We start from the raw sequence: 15,197 nt of genomic DNA, 5'->3' as shown, positions 1-15,197 counted from the left end.
ATCTCCTGGACGTGGAACGTCGATGATAGCGAGCAGGCTCGCCGGTCATGGCCGTCCGGAGGGATCGGCCGTCGGACTGTCATCAGCGGGTCTCTCCGAATCTCTGGACGTCGGCGTAGGCGGGTTTCGGGGTGAAGTCGCGGCGGAGGATGCCGAAGTTCTGCTCGATCTCGGTCGCGTCGGATCCGCTGTCGCGCAGGCTGTACACGAACGCGGGACCGATCCACGGGGTGTTCTCGGCGGTCGCGAGGATCATCCGCAGGGTCTCGGCCTGGAAGGCGTCGCTGACGGCGCGGGGGCCGGTGCCGGTGGGCGCGCCGCACTCGGTGATCCAGATCGACTTGGCCGCGTCGCCGCCGTCGACCATGACGTCGCGCATGTCCCACATCCGCTGAGCCGTGTTCCACGCGGACGTGGTGGGGTCGTTGGGCAGCGCGGGGTAGGTGTACGGGTGGATCGCGAAGGCGTCGAAGAAGCGGTTGGAGCCGTTGGCGTACATGCCGCGCAAAAATGTGAGCGGGGCGATGTCGCTGCCGTTGTCCTCGGCAGGGGCGAGGCCACCGGACAGGACCGTCGACTCCGGGTCGACGCCCTTGATCGCGCGGTAGGTGGCGGCGAGCAGCAGGCCGTACCGACCGGGATCGGGTCGGGGCTGGAAGTAGTTGACCGTGTTGGGCTCGTTCCACACCTCCCACTCCGAGACCTGGGCGCGGTACCGGCGGGCGGCGTCCGCGGCGAACGCGGCGAAGCGCTCGGGGTCCTTCGGCGCGAAGTACCCGCCCGAGGCGGCGGGGTGCTCGGCGGCCCAGTCGGGCGCATAGGTGATCAGCCCCAGCGGGCACAGCCCGCGCGCGGTGACGGCGCTCATCACGCGGTCGATGCTCGACCAATCCCGTTGTCCCTCGGTGGGTTCGACGCGCGTCCAGTCGACGTCCACGCGGACCGACCACATCCCGGCCTCGGTCACCCGGTCGAGCAGCGTGCCGAGGTCGGCGTCGGACATGGTGAGAACGTCGGAACCCTGTGAGGCGCCGGTCTTGCCCTTCGCCGACGTGGCGCGGCAGTCGGCGGCGGCCCGCGCCTCGACGACGGAGACGCCGGCGACCCCGAGGATGACCGCCGCGACCAGGCAGGCGGCCTGCAGTCCGCGCCGGTGCACCGTCCGCTCAGCCGGCCAGGACACGAAGCATCTCCGGGATAGTCACGTTGACGTCGTGGTGGGCGGCGACGTAGGCGCGGGCCCGCTCGCCGATCGAGCGACGCAACGCCGCGTCGGACAGCACGCGGCGGATCGCCTCGGCCAGTGCCGCGGCGTCACCGGGCGGGTAGAGCAGTCCGGCACCATCGGTCAGGAACTCGCTGGTGCCTCCGTGGTCGCTGCCCACGACCGGTAGTCCGTGCGACATCGCCTCCAGGACGTTGAGCGGGCCGGCCTCGGGGAGGACGCTTGCGGACACCACGACGTCCCAGCCGGACATCGCGGTCACGGGGTCGACGTAGCCGAGGAATCGCACCCGGCCGGCGAGGTCGGGCCGGGCGGCCCGTGCCGTCAGCTCCTCGACGTGGGCGGCGTCGCCGGGGAAGCTGCCGCCCGCCAACTCGAGGTGGACGTCGGGCAGTCGGGCGATCGCGTCGAGCAGCACGCCGTGACCCTTCCACGGCGTCAGCAGGGCCAGCATGCCGACGACCGGCGGCGAGTGCAGGTCGCCGCCGAGCGCGGGCACCGGCCACCGGACGCCGTTGTGCGCGACGACGACCGGGAAGCCCATCGCGCGCAGGGGTTCGGCCGTCGCCTCCGAGACCGCGACGGCGGTGCGGACCGCGGGCCTGCCGATCGCGGTGACGGCACGCTGCTTCCCGTTGGCGACGGTGTCGTGGACGAGCCATGACGCGCAGTTCCGCCCGCCGGCGAGCCGCACCGACGGGAGTGCGTACATCGAGTTGACGACGGTTGCGGTCCCCGGGGTCCGCATCGCCCGCTTGAGGATTCGGCCCGCACGCACCCACCGCCCGAGCAGGCGGCCGGCGCCGAGGAGGCGCGCCACCCCGGACTCGCCGGTCAGCCCGAGCTGCGGCAGTTCGACGTGGGAGACGCCGTCGGGCAGGGCGTCGCGCAACGGTCCCGCCGGGCACGCGACCGCCACCTCGCGGCCCTGGCGCCGGCCGTCGCGCACCAGGTCGAGCAGCACCTTCTCGGCTCCGGAGACGTTGCCGGTGTGCGCGACGAAGAGGATCGGCGTCACGGCGTGCGCCCCCGGCCCGCCGGCACGGGAAGGCCGACCAGCAGGCGCAGCACGTACGCCAGGCCCACCAGGATCGTCACGGCCGCGAGCGACACCAGCGGCCACGCGCCGGGCACGCGGTCGACCGCGTAGGCGCCGGCGGCCGACAGCGCGACGGCGAGGATCAGGAGCACCGCCAGCTGGCGCAGGGGCAGCAGGCCACGCACCGGGACGGTGCGGGCGATCACCACCCAGAGCAGGATCACGCAGACCGTCCAGGTGACCACCGTGGAGATGGCCGCCCCGTCGTAGGACATCCGCGGGATCAGGACCAGGTTGAGCCCGACGTTGAGGACGAGGCCGCCGACCGCCACCCAGGGGTACCTGCGCTGCAGGCCCGCGGCGGTGAGCAGGAAGATGCCGAGCACGATGAGCGACATGAGTGCGGCGCCCACGACCAGCAGCCGTGCGGCGTCGGCGGACGGCGCGAAGCGGTCACCGTAGAGCAGCCGGATCAGCGGTTCGGCCGACGGCCAGAACGCCACCACGCACACCGCACCACCCAGGCCGAACAGCATTGCCGCGGTGCGGGTCCGGTCGCGGAACACGTCGAGCTGATCCGGCCACGCCGCCACCAGGAGGGTGCTGATCGGTGCGGCCGCGGCGAGCGCGAAGGTGTCGATGATGTCGGAGAACTTGTATCCGATCGAGTAGAGGCCGACCGCGTCGTAGGTGTCCATGAGGCTGAGCATGAGGATGTCGACCTTCATCATCGCCACCGTGAGGGCGAATCCGATCGCCAGCGGGATCGCCTCGACCAGCATGGGCTTCCAGCGCCGGGCATCGACGTGGCGCGACGGGGCGATGCCCACCGCCGGCCGGGTCACGCCGAACGCCTTGACGACCAGCTTGAACAGCTCGTTGGCGACCACGGGCAGCACGAAGATCAGCAGGACCGGGGCGAAGACCGCGGCGACGACCGTGAGCGCCAACTGCAGTGTCTGGCCGAGGCTCTCGGCCACCGCGACGAGCAGCATCCGGTGCCGGCTCTGGAACAGGACCGTCAGCGCGTGACTGGGGGTGGCCAGCACCACGACGAGGCCGGCGGCGGCGGTGGCGAGGACCACCTCCGAGGGATAGCCCAGCAGCACCACGTAGGCCATGGCGACGACGTACCCGACCAGACCGAGCACGGTGCGCAGGGCGACGAAGGAGGATGCGGTGCGGGCGATCTCGTCACGGTCCGCGCCCATCAGGTGCGCCAGCACGACGCGTCCCACGCCGAGGTCGGTGACGATCGACATCACGCCGAGCAGGGCGAAGACGAAGCTGAACTGACCCCACTCCTCCGAGGAGAGGGACCGCGCGACGATCACGCTGCCCACCCAGCCGAGGGCGGCGACGATCACCCGGCTCACCAGGATCACCAGGGTGGCGCGCGCCGCGGCGTTCGGGTCGGCGGCCACCTCGCGGTAGTCGGTGACGGGTTCGGCACCCTCCATCGCCGGGTCGTCGGTCACGGCTCGCTCCCGGTGCGCAGCGCACCCGCGTCCCGGTAGGCCGCCACGGTGCGCTCGGCGGTCCGGTGCCACGTCATCGTCGCGGCGGCCGTGACGGCGTTGGCGCGCAGCGCGTCCCGCGCCTCCCGGTCGTGCAGCAGGGGGCGCAGCGCAGCCACCCAGTCGTCGACCCGAGGCGAGTCCACCAGCACGGCGCCGTCGCCCACGACCTGTGGCAGCGCGCCCACGGCGCTCGCGACCACGGCGGCACCGCACGCCATCGCCTCGACCGGGGGCAGTCCGAAGCCCTCGTACTTCGAGGCGTAGGCGGTGACGGTGGCCGCGCGGTACAGGCCGGGCAGGTCCTCGACGTCGACGTAGCCGAGCCCGACGGCCGACGCGGGCGCGGCGGGTCCGGTCGAGCCCGCGCCCGCCAGGACGCACGGCACGTCGAGTTCGCGTGCGGCGTCGGCGACGAGTGCGACGTCCTTGCGGGGTTCCACCGTCCCGACCTGCAGGACGAAGCGCTCGGGCAGTCCGTATTTGGCCCGGACCGCGTCGACGGCGTCGTCGGCGGGCGGTCGCGCCCACGAGGCGGGTGCCAGCTCGACCACCGTGGCCTCCCGGCCGCTGATCGCGGCGATGCGCTCGGCGGTGAACTCGGACACCGCGATCAGCAGGTCGGCCTTGCGCAACGCGTGCCGGACCAGCCGCTGCTCACCCGCGGCGCGGAACCTGCTGGAGGCCGAGGGCATGTCGAACACCGACAGGTCGTGCACGGTGGCGACGGTGACGGCACTCGTCGCGAGGGGCAGATCGACGTCGAGTGCGTGGAACACGTCGCACGACCACGTCGGCAGGGCGCCGAGGACCGCGCGCACCGCACCCGACGACACCGGTCGGCTCAGCGCACGCACCCCGGCGGGCAGGTCGCCGACCGCGTCCTGCTGCACCACGGCGGACAGCTCGGCGTCGGGCAGGAACGCCGGCAGCGCCTTCAGGAACTCGCGGATGTAGGTCTGGACGCCACTGCCTCCTGGTCGGAGGGCAAGGGCCCCGTAGACGTATCGTGTTGTGCTGCTGCGCATCCCACCACCCCCAGAAGCAGCCAGAAGTAGACGTCGATCGGAAATATCTCGAGGTAGGTGGCCACCACCATGGCGACCATGGCTGCGATCAGCGACGCGCTGACGCCCAGCGCCAGCGCCGCATCCCGGCCGGTGAGCGTCCAGGCCAGTCGGGTGGTCCACAGCAGCGCCGTGATGATGATGCCCAGGAGCAGCCACAGTCCGATGGGCCCGAGTTCCAGGAGCATCTTCACGTAGTAGTTGTCCGGCTGATAGTTCGTCGAGACGCCGGAGATCGTCACTCCCTGCGCCGTCGACATCCGGTCGGCGGCGGCCCCGCTGGATCCCAGTCCGAGTCCCACGGGGTGCACCAGGATGCTGTCGATGATGTCGCTCCAGCCGGCGCCGCGCTCGCCGAGACTGCTCGACGAGAAGAACACCCGCGAGATGCTGGGGACGAACGGAACGATGATGGCGACGGCGATCGCGCCGATGGCGAGCGGGAGGAAGAGGCTGCGGAAGCGCAGCACCGCGAGCCACAGCATGCCCAGCACCAGCCCGAGGATGGCCGCGCGGACGATCGAACTGGCCATGGCGACCACCATGATGGGCGACAGGTAGAGGAACACCATGTTGCGGCGTCGTCGTGGTTCGGCCAGCGCGACGGCGCCCCCGACGAGCAGCGCCAGCATCACGTACAGCCCGAACGGGAACGGCTGGACGAACGTGCTGAACGTGCGGAGCAGTCCGCCGGAGGTGCGCACCTCGCGGCCGTACTCGTAGCCCAGCGACACCAATGTGCCGGGGCCGACGATCAATTGGGCGATCCCGACGAAGGAGGCGAGCACGGCCATCCCCATCAGGATGCTGACGAAGGTGTCCCGGTCGCGGGCGTCGAACGGGGCGAACCACATGACGGCGACCACGGCGACGAAGAAGAAGGTCACCTTGATGGCCACGAATCCGAGCAGGCCGAACGAGATGACGGCGGACAGGCTTCCAAATGCCAGCCACAGCGCGGCCGCCGGCCACCAGGGTGCGTGCAGCGGTGCGGGCCGGTTCCAGCCGGGCCCCCGCGACCGGCGCATCCAGGCGCAGATCGCGGTGAGGATCAGCAGACCCTCCTTCCATGCCGTGGCGACGCCGGGCAGGGGGAGGATCGCCAGCAGGCCGTGCAGGGGGGTCAGCGCGGCGAGCAGCAGCAGGCCGCGCTGCGGGCGTCGGTAGATGAGGTTGACGGTGGCCGCCGCCACCAGGACGGCCGCCACCGCCAGGGGGATCAGCGCTAGCGTCACGGTGTCTCGATGAGCAGGGGTCTCAGTCCTCGGCGCGCTTGAGCACTGCCCGCACGGTGAGGAACAGGATCTTGACGTCGAGCCAGATGGACCAGTTCTCGATGTAGTAGTTGTCCCACTCGGCGCGGTCGGCGATGGAGGTCTGACCCCGGAGGCCGTGTACCTGAGCCCATCCCGTGACACCCGCCTTCACGCGGTGCCGCTCGCCGTAACGCCGGATCTGTGCTTCGAAGAGTTCGACGAACTCGGGCCGCTCAGGTCGTGGGCCGACCAGGCTCATGTCGCCCTTGATGACGTTGAGCAGTTGCGGCAGCTCGTCGAGCGACGTCTGACGCATGATCTTGCCGATGCGGGTGCGGCGGTCGACGCCCTCGACCCCGCCCGGTGCGGCACCGGTCTTCAGTTCGAACTGCGCGTCCGACTCGCGGGGCGGCCGCATGGACCGGAACTTGTAGCAGTCGAACGGCTTTCCGTCCCGGCCGACGCGCTTCTGCTTGAAGAAGATCGGCCCGGGCGAGCTGAGCCGCACCAGAAGTGCCAGACCCAGGAAGATCGGTGAGATCACGACCAGCCCGAGGGCGGTGAGTACGCGATCGAAGAAGCCCTTTACCCAGAACTGCCAGCCCAGCGGGTTCACGTGGGGCAGCACCAGCAGCGGCAGTCCACCGAGGTGCTCGACGCGAGCGCGTTCGCCGACCGCGTCGTGCAGCCGCGGCACCACCCACACCCGCATCCCGCGGCGCTGGGCGATGCGCACCGCGGTGACGACGTCGTCGAACGGCACGTTCTCGCAGAAACCCACGATGAGTTCCTCGGCGGCCGTGGCGTCGACGACGGCGGCGATGTCGGAGGGACGGCCGAGGTGCGGCACGTCCATGAAGTCCGGTGTGTCGTCGTGCAGGCGGGCGATCGGCGGTGCGGCGCTCAGCGTGCCGACCGGAACCATGCCGTACTCCGGCATCTGTTGCATGCGCGAGATGATCTGATTCGAGATCGGGCCGTCACCGAGGACGAGCGTCGGTGCCGCGGAGTTGAACCGCTGGCGCAGGATGCGCTGCACCACCGCGCGGGCGAGCCGCACCAGGGGCAGCAGGATCGCCGAGCAGACCCAGATCCGCGCGATCACCTCGCCGGGCCTGCCCTCCGTCCCGACGACGAGCATGAGCGTCAAGAGGAACAGTGCGGCCAGGGCGACCGCGGTCTGCACCGGGCCGATCTCGTCGAGGAAGTTGCGGCGCAGCGCGCGACGGTACATCGACCGGGACGCGAGCATCGCGACGACGATCGGCACGAAGAGCCACGGCAGCCAGCCCACCAGCGCCTGCGCCTCGGTCCCGCGGCCCATCAGCTGGGCGGCGCCGACGGCGGCCGACGCGGCGGTCACGTCAAGGACCAGGGTCACCACCGTGTGCAGTGGATTGCGCCGCAGCAGGTTGGGCAGGCTCGGGCGGGCGGGGCTGTTGCCGACCGCGGTCTTGGTAGCCCGGGCCTGCGTCTGAAAGGACATCACTGGTGCAGCCATGTCGTCCTACGTCCTACCGCCGTACATGTTTGCCAAGTTACGCGATTGGAGTGATACAGACAGCACTTTGCCAGGTCGATTTCGTGACGTTCCGTGTAAGGAGTGAACTGAACGGCTGAGTTTGCGGACTAATCCGCGATGAGAGGGTCATTTGGCCGCGAAGACGCGTTCGCTGACGAGTTGGACGAGGTCGTCGAGAACCTGCATGTGTCCGGTGCTCCACTGCCGAGGCCTGCCGTCCCACACGCACACGGTCCCGATGGCCTGCCCGCCCGGCGCGAACAGCGGGATGCCGGCGTACGAGACGAGGGTGCCGTCCAGGACGGCGGGGTGGTCGTGCAGCAGGGGATGGATGCGGGCGTCCTCCACCACCAACGGTTCGCCCTTGGCCACGGCGTACCGGCAGACCGACCGGTCCAGCGGCGTCTCGCGGACCCCGTCGGGCAGCCCGATGACGCTCTTGAAGAACTGCCGATGGTCGTCCACCAGCGAGATCGCCGCCGACGAGACGCCGAGCGCCTGCACCGCCATGGACACGATGCGGTCATAGGACGGATCGGCGTCCGAGTCCAGCAGCCCCGTGTCGCGCAGCGCCTTCAGTCGGGCGGGGTCGTCCAGGATCGGGTGCTTGCCCGTCACCTCCGCGATGGAGGCGTTGTCACTGATGCGCTGCAGCAGGTCCAGCAAGACCTGCATCTCGGGTTCCGCGTTGGCCTCGAGGTCCTTGCGCAGCCGGGCTGCGACGGCCTTCTGGACGTAGACGTCGATGGTCTCGCCGGCCCTGCTCGCCTGCGCCCGCAACGCGCGGTCAAGTTGCTCGTCGAAGCTGGGGATGTCCGCCATGTACCAAACATACGGTGGTGAGGCGGTTGGGTCGCGCTGTTCGCACGGCAAAGTCAGGCAGTTAGCCTAGCCAAGGCTGCGCCGACGTCCGGAAGCGCCGACGGACCGCTGCCGGTGGCGCCGGCGCGCACGTCGGCGAGGCCCGTCCGGGGCCGCGGGGTGCCGACGACCGTGCCGAGCGCGACGCCGGCCGACGTCGGGATCTGGATGGTGCTGCCGGGCTCGAGATCGTCGCCCACGGCGGTGTCGCCGTCGAACCACTGTTGGAGCCAGGTGACCGCCAGCTGCTGCACTGCGGGCGGGTTCTGGGGCTGCGGGAATCCGGCGGCGACGTAGGCGGCGAACTGGATCAGGGGGTTGCCGCCCTGCATCGAGTCCATGTGGACACCGCCTGCGAGGACGACGCCGTTGAACCGGTCCGGCCGGGCCGCGTCGAGCGCCTCCTTCACGTTGCTCAGGGAGTTGTAGACGTTCCATGGAGCGCCGATCTCGCGGATCGGGACGTACTGCCCGCCGCGGGATTCGTAGGCGTCCAGCCTGCCGAGTGCGTCCGCCATCGTGGATCCGGTGGGCACGCCGTCGAGGGTGATGACGCCGACGAGGTTGGCCGCGCCGCCGTTCGCGGCCAGGAACCCCGCGGCGGCCGCGACCAGATTGCCGCCCAGCGAGTGGCCCGCCATGGCGAATTTCGTTGGCAACGAGGCAGATCGAGGATCCACGCCGTAGCGGTCGGCGAAGCCCGCGTCGAGCGCGCTGCGGGTGAGTGCGGCGCGATCCCCGATGAACAGGTCGGCGACCGCGGACGCCATCCCGGTGCCGCCGAGCCAGTACGCGTCGCCGGCGAACAGGTTCGAGGGCAGCGAGGGGGTCACCACGATGCTGTTGGTCTGGGCGGCTAGATTCGCGGCGGTGTAGCTGTACATCGGCCCGAGCGCCAGCAATCCGTGCTGCAGCAGGATCATCCGGGTGGGCACCTCGTCGCCCTCGGGGTAGTACCAGTTGGCGGCGACGCGTTGCCCGGTGCCCAACTCGAGCGTCGAGCTGCGGACGGTCACCGTGCTGCCGGCAGGAAGCACCGGCGGTCCCTGAACCAGCGCCTCGAGCGCCTGCAGCGTGTTGATGACCAGCGAACCGACGTTGACCACGACGGCTGCGATGACGGATCCGACGACGTCCAAGAGCGACGGCGGTGCCGGGGGAGCGACGGCCGCGGCCGCAGCGCGCGCGAGGCGGGTCGTGACGGGGGCGGGTGCGGCGATGGAGTCGGCGGAGTCGGCGGTCGTGTCGTGCGGGACCGGCCGAACCGCGGTCTCGACGGTCGTTTCGGGAACGATCGCGACGGGTTCGTCCCGCTCGACGACCGGCACGACGTCCACGGCTTTCTTCGCTGGCGTTGCGGTGGTGACACCGTTCTGGTCGTCGTGCCGGGCGGGCACCGGCGTGGGGGAGGCCGTCCGGGGCGGCTCGGTCTCGGCCGGCCCGACCTCCACGTCGGCCGGTGGTTCCACCGGCTCGGGCGCGGTATCGGGGTCGAGCGGTTCGGACTCGGTGGCCGTGCCGCTGCCGGCCCCGGACTCGGCAGCCGTGTCATCCGCGTCGTCCGGCGAGGTGTCCGTGTCGCCGGGTGCCCGGTCGTCGTCCTCGGCCCCGGGCTTGGACGTGGTCCCCGAACCCGCCGAACCCGCCGAACCGGTCGGCGCCGCAGAGCCCGCCGAACCGGGCGAACCCGTCGACTCGGACCGGGATGGGGACTGCGACGACGAGGCGCCCGCGTCCGAACCGGACTCCGTATCGGCCCCGGCGATGCCCGCACCCGCCAGCAGCGCCGCGGACACCCCTGCAGTGACGAGGCCTACCCCGACCCACGCCGACACCTGCTCCATGCGCGCCCCTGTCTCGACGGTCGGCGCCGGTGACGCGACGCCTCGAGGGCGATACTGACAGGACCGTCAGCCGTCCGTGCGGCTTTGGCGGCGTTCGGGCGTCGACGGGGCTGCGGGATCGAGGAATTCGTAGGTTTCGAACGCCTGTTCGCCCGGGTATCAGTGCGGCAGGAGGTGATCGCAATGAGCGAGGACACGAACGAGGTGCCGCAGGCACCGAACGAGAACGCCGAGAAGGATCCGTCCGACTGGGTGACGGGCGACGAGCCGATGACGGGTGCGCAGCGCAGTTACCTGCACACCCTGGCCCAGGAGGCCAAGCGGGAGGTTCCCGAGGATCTCACCAAGGCGCAGGCATCCGAGATGATCGACGAGCTGCAGTCGTCCACCGGACGCGGCTAGATCCGAGACAACGCAAAACCCCGGCCACGAATGCGTGGCCGGGGTTTCGTGTTCGTGCGGGTCGGGTCAGACGCCGACGACCTCGCGGGCGATGTCCGCGACGCGCGTCTGCGCAGCCGAGACGACGCTGGAGCGGTTCTTGTGCTGCTCCTCGTAGGCGATGATCGCGCGGATGTCGGCCGGATCGGTCAGGTCCTTCACCGCGGCGACGGCGGAACTGACGTTCAGCTCGTCGTAGTCGGCGATCGGCAGCTCGTCGGATGCGACGACGCCCGCGGCGGTGCGCAGCGAGTGCAGCACGTCGGCGGCGTCATCGGCACCCGCGTCGCGGGTGACCTTCTCGGCGGTCTCGAGGGCCGCGTCACGCGAGGCGGAGAACGCCTTGGCCGCGACGGAACCGGCCTGCGCGCCACGGTCGGCCAGCTCGCTGAGCGTCGGCGGCGTGTTGCGGATCGCGTCGACCGCACGATCGATGCGGCGGGCCGACCACGTGAGCGGCAGGTTGGCGATCTTGACGGTGATGCCGGCCGCGGCCTGCAGCGGGGTCCGGCGCAATGCGGCCGGTCCGCCGAGGGCATCCTCGGCCAGGACGGTGGTCAGCCAGTCGACGGTCGCCGAGTGCGCCGTGATCAGCTCGGTGGCGAGCGCCTCGAGGTCCTTGTTGCCCGCCGAGACGGCCAGCGCCTTCAGGTAGCGCGACCGATCGAGCAGCTGGTGCTCGAGTCCGAGATCACCCAGGAGGGCCTCGTCGAACGGTCCGGCCTGCTCGCCGAGCGCCTTGACGGCGGCGGTGGCGCGGCCGAAGAACGGCGCGACGACGTCGGGGAAGCCGCCGAGTTCGCGGATGGCGGCCTGGATCTTGAGCGCACGCTCGCGACCGTGGCGGGCATTCTCGGTCAGCTCGCGTTGCACGGCCTCGGTGCGGGCCTGGGCGACGCGGGTCTCGGCGACCTGCACCTCGGTGTTGGTCAGCGCGAGGATGGCGCGGAGCTGGGCGATGAGCGTGGTGGTGTCCGTGTTGGGCATGGTTCTCCTCCCAGAGTGAAGTGATGATTCTGCGGCGCAATCTGCGCCATGGTTTATTGGCTACCCGACGCGCCGGACGAGGAAAACGATCGGCACTGTTGTCTGGATCACGTCGGCACGGCGGCCGGGTGAGCCGCTTTGCAGGACGCGGGGACGACCAGTGAAACCGGTGGCCGACGGGCGGCGGCCGCGACCGCCGGGGTTGCGGATCGCAGAAGGCAACCGCCGAGATCGGGTGTGCGACCCTCGTCACAGCACTCGGGTGGTTTGCGGGGACCGCTGGTCATGCTGCGACAATGGGGAGCAAGAGACCCGTTCGCGCCGGTCCGGCAACACGCGATCACCGTTGCCAGAACGGTCGGCACGGTCGCGGTGCAGTCCACGACGAGGTGGAAATGCGCCGTCATCACTGCGAACGTCGACGCCTCAAGAGGAGCTTCTGTCACGTGGCCTTGAACACGATTGCGCTCGAACTCGTCCCGTCCAACGTCGAGCGGGGACCTCAGTTCGCCGTCGACGAGGCACGCAAGGTGGTCGAGCTGTCCGAGGCCGCCGGGATCGGCGGCCGGATCGGGCACGTGATGATCCCTGGGATGATCGAGGAGGACGGCGACCGTCCCATCGAGATGAAGCCCAAGCTCGACGTACTCGACTACTGGTCGCTGCTGCAACCGGAGCTGCCGGGCGTACGCGGACTGTGCACACAGGTGACGTCCTTCCTCGACCGGGACGCGCTGCGCGAGCGGCTGACGGTCCTCAACGGCGCCGGGTTCGACGGCATCGCGTTCGTCGGGGTGCCCCGCACGATGAGCGACGGCGAGGGTGCCGGCGTGGCGCCCACCGACGCGCTGTCGATCTACGAGGAGCTGGTCGACAACCGCGGCGTCATCCTCATCCCCACCCGCGACGGCGAGCAGGGGCGCTTCACCTTCAAGATCGATCAGGGCGCCACCTACGGGATGACCCAGCTGCTGTACTCCGATGCGATCGTCGACTTCCTCGGCCGCTTCGCCAAGGAGAACGACCACCGGCCGGAGATCCTGCTGTCCTTCGGGTTCGTGCCCAAGATGGAGTCGAACGTCGGGCTCATCAACTGGCTCATCCAGGATCCCGGCAACGCCGCGGTGGCAGGGGAACAGGCGTTCGTCAAGGATCTCGCCGCGATGGAGCCCGCCGACAAGCGCCGCGCGATGGTCGACCTCTACAAGCGGGTCATCGACGGGGTGGCCGACCTCGGCTTCCCGCTCAGCATCCACTTCGAGGCCACCTACGGGGTGTCCCGGCCGGCCTTCGACACCTTCGCCGAGATGCTGGCCTACTGGTCGCCCGACCGGGACTGACGGTCACGCGTGGCACGATCGACACGTGTCCACGCACTCCGAGCCGCTGGCGAACTACCCGGTCATCGCACCGCCGGTTCCCTCGCCCGTCTTCACGTCGCAGCGCTGGAGTGACCTGACCTTCCTGCACTGGCCGGTCGACCCGGCCGCGATCGAGCACCTCTACCCCGCGGGCACCCGGCCCGACGTGTTCGCCGACGGACTGACCTACGTGGGCCTGATCCCGTTCGCGATGCGCGACCTCGCATTTGGGATCCCGACGCCCGTCCCGTATCTCGGTGACTTCCTCGAGACGAACGTCCGGTTGTACTCGACCGACGACTCGGGACGGCACGGCGTGCTGTTCCGGTCGCTGGAGACCGAACGGCTCGTGATGGTGGGAGTGTCGCGTGCCCTGCTCGGCATCCCGTACACCTGGGCACGGATGCGCATGCACCGCACCGGCGATCGGATCACCTACGCCAGCACCCGCCGGTGGCCGGAACGCGGACCGGAGTCCCGCATCACCGTCGACGTGGGTGCGCCCGTCGAACCGACCCCGCTGGAGACGTGGCTGACCGCCCGGTGGGGCGCGCACACCCGCAAGGCGGGACGCACGTGGTGGGTGCCGAACGAGCACGCGCCGTGGACGTTCCGCGCCGCCGACCTCGTCGACCTCGACGACGACCTGGTCGCCGCCGCGGGCGTGACGCCCGCCGGCGAGCGGCTGCGAGGTCTGTACTCCGAAGGCACCGTCACGCGCTTCGGCAGGCCGAGTCCGATCTAGTCGCGCGCCCCGAGTTGCCCCGCGACGCCGTAGAGGTCTGCGACGCCCCAGTGCTCGACGATGCGTCCGTCGCGCACCCGCATCGCGTCGACGGTGTCGAACCGCACGGTGCGGCCGGTGGGCGCGATGCCGAGGAAGTCGCCGCGATGGGTCCCGTGATACGTCTTGTACGTCGTGACGAGGTCGCCATCCACGGTCTGCCAGTGGATCTCGGGACGAAAGTCGGAAAACGCTTCCCGCATGCGGTGATACAGCACCCGTACCCGTCCTTGTCGGCGCTCGTGCCCGGCTGCGGCGTGTGGTCGACGAAGTCGTCGGCGAACAACTCCTCGAACAGCTCGAAGTCCCCGCGTCCCTGGACCTCCTCGGTGTTGCGGCGCACCACCGCGATCGCGCGCTCGCCTGCTTCGTCACGGCTCATCGGTCCGCGTCCTCTCGTGTCGGCGCCGTCCGGTCGGACGGCGGTGTCCCGTGTGGGTCGTGCCAGCTGGCGAGCAGTCGCAGTGCGGTGTCCGACGCCGAGCCCGGCTCCGCGGTGTACACGAACAGCGTCTGATCCTCGTCGCCGCTGGGATTCAGGGCCTGGTAACGGATTACGAGGTCGCCGACCAGCGGGTGGTGATAACCCTTGGTGCCCGTCGTGCGCCGCTGCACGTCGTGACGAGGCCACCAGGTGCGGAACTCCTCGGAGTGGATCGACAGATCCCCGATCAACGCCGACAGCTTCGGATCGTCGGGGTGCCTGCCCGCGTCGTCGCGCAGCATCGCCACGGTGTCGATCGCCACCTGCCGCCAGTCCTCGTAGAGTTCGCGGGCGTGTGGGTCGAGGAACACGAACCGGGCCTGATTGCGTTGCGGCGCAGGCAGAGCGCGGAAGTCGGTGACCAGTGCACCGGCGAGCCGGTTGTGGGCGAGGACGTCGAGGCGGCGGCCCAGGACGAATGCGGGCGACGACGCCTCGTCGAGCCGATCCATCAGATCCAGCGTGGCGGGGGCGACGTGCTGGGGGCGTGCACGGCTCCGACGCGCGGCCGGCCGGGGACGGCCGAGCCGGTGCAGGTGGTCGCGTTCGGCGTCGTTCAACCGCAGCGCCGTCGCCAGCGCGTCGAGGACGTCCACCGACGCGCTGCGGCTGCGGCCCTGCTCGAGGCGCGTGTAGTAGTCGACGCTCACGCCGGCCAGCTGCGCGAGTTCCTCCCGTCGCAACCCCGGCACGCGCCGCCTGACGAATTCGCCACCCAACCCCACGGCCTCCGGTGAGAGGCGAGCGCGGCGGCTGCTGAGGAACTCGGCGAGATCGGTGCGGTCGTCCACGTCTCCAGTCTGACGCGG

At 70.5% G+C, this 15,197-nt stretch carries 14 protein-coding genes; 3 read left to right on the top strand and 11 right to left on the bottom strand.

Features of this window, described 5'->3' with window-relative positions:
- Nucleotides 1-82 precede the first annotated feature (82 nt).
- The 8 genes from AC1MEY_RS20650 to AC1MEY_RS20615 form a co-directional block, all read right to left on the bottom strand.
- Nucleotides 83-1,183, bottom strand: a complete 1,101-nt coding sequence (locus AC1MEY_RS20650) for a glycoside hydrolase 5 family protein (protein ID WP_480227262.1) — start codon at nucleotides 1,181-1,183, stop codon at nucleotides 83-85.
- The gene (locus AC1MEY_RS20645; RefSeq protein WP_480227261.1) at nucleotides 1,167-2,243 is read right to left on the bottom strand and encodes a glycosyltransferase family 4 protein; all 1,077 of its coding nucleotides are present in this window, start codon (nucleotides 2,241-2,243) and stop codon (nucleotides 1,167-1,169) included. Before AC1MEY_RS20645 ends, AC1MEY_RS20650 begins: the two co-directional genes overlap by 17 nt.
- The gene (locus AC1MEY_RS20640; RefSeq protein WP_480227260.1) at nucleotides 2,240-3,742 is read right to left on the bottom strand and encodes a flippase; all 1,503 of its coding nucleotides are present in this window, start codon (nucleotides 3,740-3,742) and stop codon (nucleotides 2,240-2,242) included. The genes AC1MEY_RS20645 and AC1MEY_RS20640 overlap by 4 nt, the downstream gene beginning before the upstream one ends.
- Nucleotides 3,739-4,809, bottom strand: coding sequence for a glycosyltransferase family 4 protein (locus AC1MEY_RS20635; protein WP_480227259.1), 1,071 nt, complete (start codon nucleotides 4,807-4,809; stop codon nucleotides 3,739-3,741). The genes AC1MEY_RS20640 and AC1MEY_RS20635 overlap by 4 nt, the downstream gene beginning before the upstream one ends.
- Nucleotides 4,719-6,083: an O-antigen ligase family protein gene (locus tag AC1MEY_RS20630; RefSeq protein WP_480227258.1), complete on the bottom strand. Its 1,365-nt coding sequence runs from the start codon at nucleotides 6,081-6,083 to the stop codon at nucleotides 4,719-4,721. The genes AC1MEY_RS20635 and AC1MEY_RS20630 overlap by 91 nt, the downstream gene beginning before the upstream one ends.
- Before the next feature lie 22 nt (nucleotides 6,084-6,105).
- Nucleotides 6,106-7,605 carry a sugar transferase gene (locus tag AC1MEY_RS20625; protein WP_480227257.1) on the bottom strand — a complete coding sequence of 500 codons (1,500 nt, stop codon included), beginning with the start codon at nucleotides 7,603-7,605 and terminating at the stop codon, nucleotides 6,106-6,108.
- A 147-nt stretch (nucleotides 7,606-7,752) separates the two neighbouring features.
- Nucleotides 7,753-8,448: a GAF domain-containing protein gene (locus AC1MEY_RS20620; protein ID WP_480227256.1), complete on the bottom strand. Its 696-nt coding sequence runs from the start codon at nucleotides 8,446-8,448 to the stop codon at nucleotides 7,753-7,755.
- A 53-nt stretch (nucleotides 8,449-8,501) separates the two neighbouring features.
- A complete protein-coding gene (locus AC1MEY_RS20615; protein ID WP_480227255.1) occupies nucleotides 8,502-10,331 on the bottom strand; it encodes an alpha/beta hydrolase in 1,830 nt (609 codons plus the stop codon).
- A 183-nt stretch (nucleotides 10,332-10,514) separates the two neighbouring features.
- On the opposite strand from AC1MEY_RS20615, the gene AC1MEY_RS20610 reads away from it, so the two are divergent.
- On the top strand, nucleotides 10,515-10,733 hold the full coding sequence (locus AC1MEY_RS20610) for a DUF3072 domain-containing protein (RefSeq protein ID WP_480227254.1): 219 nt from the start codon (nucleotides 10,515-10,517) through the stop codon (nucleotides 10,731-10,733).
- A gap of 66 nt (nucleotides 10,734-10,799) precedes the next feature.
- Here AC1MEY_RS20610 and AC1MEY_RS20605 read toward each other — a convergent pair whose 3' ends face one another.
- Nucleotides 10,800-11,759 (bottom strand): DUF8129 domain-containing protein, encoded by a 960-nt coding sequence (locus tag AC1MEY_RS20605; RefSeq protein ID WP_480227253.1) that lies wholly within the window; start codon nucleotides 11,757-11,759, stop codon nucleotides 10,800-10,802.
- Between the two features lie 446 nt (nucleotides 11,760-12,205).
- Here AC1MEY_RS20605 and AC1MEY_RS20600 point away from each other — a divergent pair, with 446 nt between their 5' ends.
- Nucleotides 12,206-13,099 carry a mycobacterial-type methylenetetrahydrofolate reductase gene (locus tag AC1MEY_RS20600; RefSeq protein WP_480227252.1) on the top strand — a complete coding sequence of 298 codons (894 nt, stop codon included), beginning with the start codon at nucleotides 12,206-12,208 and terminating at the stop codon, nucleotides 13,097-13,099.
- A gap of 25 nt (nucleotides 13,100-13,124) precedes the next feature.
- Nucleotides 13,125-13,865, top strand: coding sequence for a YqjF family protein (locus tag AC1MEY_RS20595; protein WP_480227251.1), 741 nt, complete (start codon nucleotides 13,125-13,127; stop codon nucleotides 13,863-13,865).
- Here AC1MEY_RS20595 and AC1MEY_RS20590 read toward each other — a convergent pair.
- Nucleotides 13,862-14,107: an ester cyclase gene (locus AC1MEY_RS20590; protein ID WP_480227250.1), complete on the bottom strand. Its 246-nt coding sequence runs from the start codon at nucleotides 14,105-14,107 to the stop codon at nucleotides 13,862-13,864. The genes AC1MEY_RS20595 and AC1MEY_RS20590 overlap by 4 nt on opposite strands.
- A gap of 175 nt (nucleotides 14,108-14,282) precedes the next feature.
- The gene (locus AC1MEY_RS20585) at nucleotides 14,283-15,179 is read right to left on the bottom strand and encodes a helix-turn-helix transcriptional regulator (RefSeq protein ID WP_480227249.1); all 897 of its coding nucleotides are present in this window, start codon (nucleotides 15,177-15,179) and stop codon (nucleotides 14,283-14,285) included.
- Between the last annotated feature and the right edge of the window lie 18 nt (nucleotides 15,180-15,197).

The sequence above is a fragment of the Mycobacterium sp. PTI7 genome, assembly GCF_056679845.1.
This window is presented reverse-complemented; position numbering and strand designations above follow the sequence as displayed.